Raw genomic sequence first — 3,340 nt, forward strand, 5'->3', positions numbered from 1 at the left:
GAAGACAATGACTTACATCCTAAAAAAGCACCCTCTCCTATACTTGTAACCGAATTAGGAATTGTGATAGAAGACAATTTACTACATTCATAAAAAGCACCATTCCCTATACTTGTAACCGAATTAGGAATTACTATAGAAGACAATGACTTACATCCTAAAAAAGCACCCTTCCCTATACTTGTAACCGAATTAGGAATTACTATAGAAGACAATGACTTACATCCTAAAAAAGCACCCTTCCCTATACTTGTAACCGAATTAGGAATTGTAATAGAAGACAATGAACTACATTCATAAAAAGCACCCTTCCCTATACTTGTAACCGAATTAGGAATTACTATAGAAGACAATGACTTACATCCTAAAAAAGCACCCTTCCCTATACTTGTAACCGAATTAGGAATTGTAATAGAAGATAATGAGGAACATCCTGCAAAAGCAGACTTACCTATATATCTAACAGAATTAGGAATTGTAATAGATGTTAATGATTTACACCTTTCAAAAGCACCATCTCCGATAGTTTTTACGGAATTAGGTATTGTAATAGAAGACAGTGAGCTACAACCATAAAAAGCCTCTTTTTCTATATTTGTAACTGAATTAGGAATTACTATAGAAGACAATGAACTACATTGATAAAAAGCATACCATCCTATACTTGTAACCGAATTAGGGATTGTAATAGATTTTAATGAGCTACAACCTAAAAAAGCATACCATCCTATACTTGTAACCGAATTAGGAATTGTAATAGAAGTTAATGAATCGCAATTCCAAAAAGCAGAACTTCCTATACTTGTAACCGAATTAGGAATTGTTACATGCCCATTAGTAGGTATTTTGTCACAAGGCCACTTTACAAGTATCCCATCCTTAATAATCACCCCTTCAGGCACTTCAGTATTCTCTTCTTTAGGGCTTACTTTTACAGCAATGCTAACGGTTTCTTTACTTTCTTTGTCTTCTAATAGTACAGTAGTGTTGCCTTTGCTTTTACCTACTATATCAATAGCATTTCCTGAAAGGGAAGCGGTGGCTATATGGCTATTTTGGCTGCTTACACTGTACTTGCCACTACCAGAGGTTATATTAATACGATACTGCCCACCTACCATAAGTTCAGCAGTTTTAGAAGTAACTACAAGGCTTGGGTGTGCTTTAGTTACAGTTACCTCTATCGTCTTTTGTTGTTTAGTAGCTTTATCTTTTACTATTACAGTAGCGTTCCCAGCTCCTTTAGCAATAATTCCTATTACACCAGCTTTTACTTCATTAGCCAAAACTACACTTTCATTATTACTCTTTACAATATAAACACCACTTCCAGAAGTGATATTTACTACCTTATGTTCTCCTTCTTTTAAAGTAATTGAATTAGCTGATAGTACCAAGTTATTATCAGCTTCTGTTACAGTAACTTTTATCTCTTTTTTTGTCTTGCTTACATTATCTTCTACAATAATAGTAGCAGTACCTTTGTTATGTGCTACAATTACAATTTCTTTTTCATTGGTATCAGACACTGAGGCAGTAGCTACAGTCTTATTGCTACTGCTTACTACGTAAGTACCATTACCAGAAGTAATTTTCACAGTACTGTTTTCACCTTTTTTTAGATTAAGAGTACTGACTGAAAGGTTAAATTCTTTAGGTTGCTCGGTATTAAAAGTAAGTTCACTGCCGTAATAAGTACCACCCCAAAAAGTATAATAAGGACGTATGCTGTAGGTGCTATTAGGAAGCAGTGTAGGAAGTTTTACTTTCATTTCATAAGCATCTAAATCAAGTATAGTTCCAGCAAGCTCTCCTAATTCAGAATGTGCATCTTCAATAGTAGGTTTTCTGTTTTGATTTGTCCAGCAAAAACCGTGTTGTGAAACACTCCAAAGCAGTCTAGAAGGCATTCTTTCCACCTTGCAAGCAACCACTTTATTCCCTTCTGGGTCTAACGAAGTTACAAGTTCAGAGAACTTAGGGAATATATGATGTTCTGCTATCTGCCATTTTAAAAATTCTTTACTGCCTTCTAATTCTGCTTTAAATCTGAAAATATTTAACTCTGTTTTATAAATAGCTTCAATACCTGCTGAAAGGGTTATTTTTGGGTCGAATTCTAAATCTTTTATTTGTTCGAAAGAGGGTTCTACTTTAACAGCTAAATCACTTTTTAATTTTCCATAAAAACCTATACCTAAGCCTGCTCCTGTATCAGAATTATAAAAAGTATAATCGGCTATAATTCTTGGTCCTATTTTTAGTTCACCTGATAATCCAAATTTTACTTCTTTAAAAAAGTCCACATTTATTAAGTCTTTATTATCACCCTCATTCATTCCTAAGAAAGACCAATGACCATTTTTATATACAGGTCCAAATTTTGGGGAAGCCTCTACTGAGAGTATTTTTCCTGAAAGTTCTATTTTCCCTTCAATATCTACGTGAAGAATGATTATTATTTTAGGGGTTATTACTACTGGAATACCTGATATAGGAACTGTTATTGGAGCTAATTTTATTACACCTAATTCATAATTTTTTCCTTCTTCCTTTCCTTTAAGTTTTTTCGACCAAGCAACTTTTATTTCTCCTTTTATTTGAGGGTTTACGATTAAGGCTAATTCCTCTACTTTTAAAAAACCAATTTTTATTTTGAAATCTAAACTGATACCAGCTTCTACACTTCCTTTTAATTTCAAGTTCTTTTCTAACTCTGTGTCAATTTCAAACTTTATAGAACTCTCTAATTTTGTATCATAAGCCTGCACATCATAAGGTGGTCTTTGTCTAGAGGTATTTAGAGGAGAAATTTTTATCAAATTTTCTACTTCTTCTCCTTTTGAATTGTAGATAGCTTGCACATCGCGCGCGGAAATAACGATAGTTTGTTCAAATTCTCCATCACCGATAGCCTCTTCCAGATAGGCTTTTTCAGTAATAATAGTTGTTTTGCCATTCTTTTCTTGTATGTCTTTCACTTTATACAAGAATCCTTGAGGGGCACCTTGTGCTACCCCTGAGCAAATAATATCGCCTACTTTAGGTTTTTCTTTTTCTGAAAGTGAAGAGAAAACAAGCGTCCCATTATTGGTAATAGTATCTATTTTCTTTTCTACAACTTCTTTGTCGAACACTACTACATTTTCAGGAGTTTTTGGTTGAGGAGTGGGGGCAGGCTCCTCTCCCTCATCTTTCTTACAGCCATTAAAGGCTAATAACACCATACTTAGTACGGCAATAAATTTTAAAAATTTAGTTCTCATCTTGTTATTTTTATTTGTTTATAAACGCCACAAAAGTACATACTATATTTTAACGTGAGTTCGATATAAGAAAG

Annotated in this window: 1 protein-coding gene; it reads right to left on the reverse strand. The window is 33.7% G+C overall.

Translation table 11 applies throughout. The features are described from left to right. A partial coding sequence (locus HMPREF1551_RS14125; protein ID WP_021627328.1) for a leucine-rich repeat domain-containing protein occupies positions 1-3,266 on the reverse strand: 3,266 nt, incomplete at its 3' end. Between the last annotated feature and the right edge of the window lie 74 nt (positions 3,267-3,340).

It is taken from the genome of Capnocytophaga sp. oral taxon 863 str. F0517 (assembly GCF_000466425.1).
GTDB lineage: Bacteria > Bacteroidota > Bacteroidia > Flavobacteriales > Flavobacteriaceae > Capnocytophaga.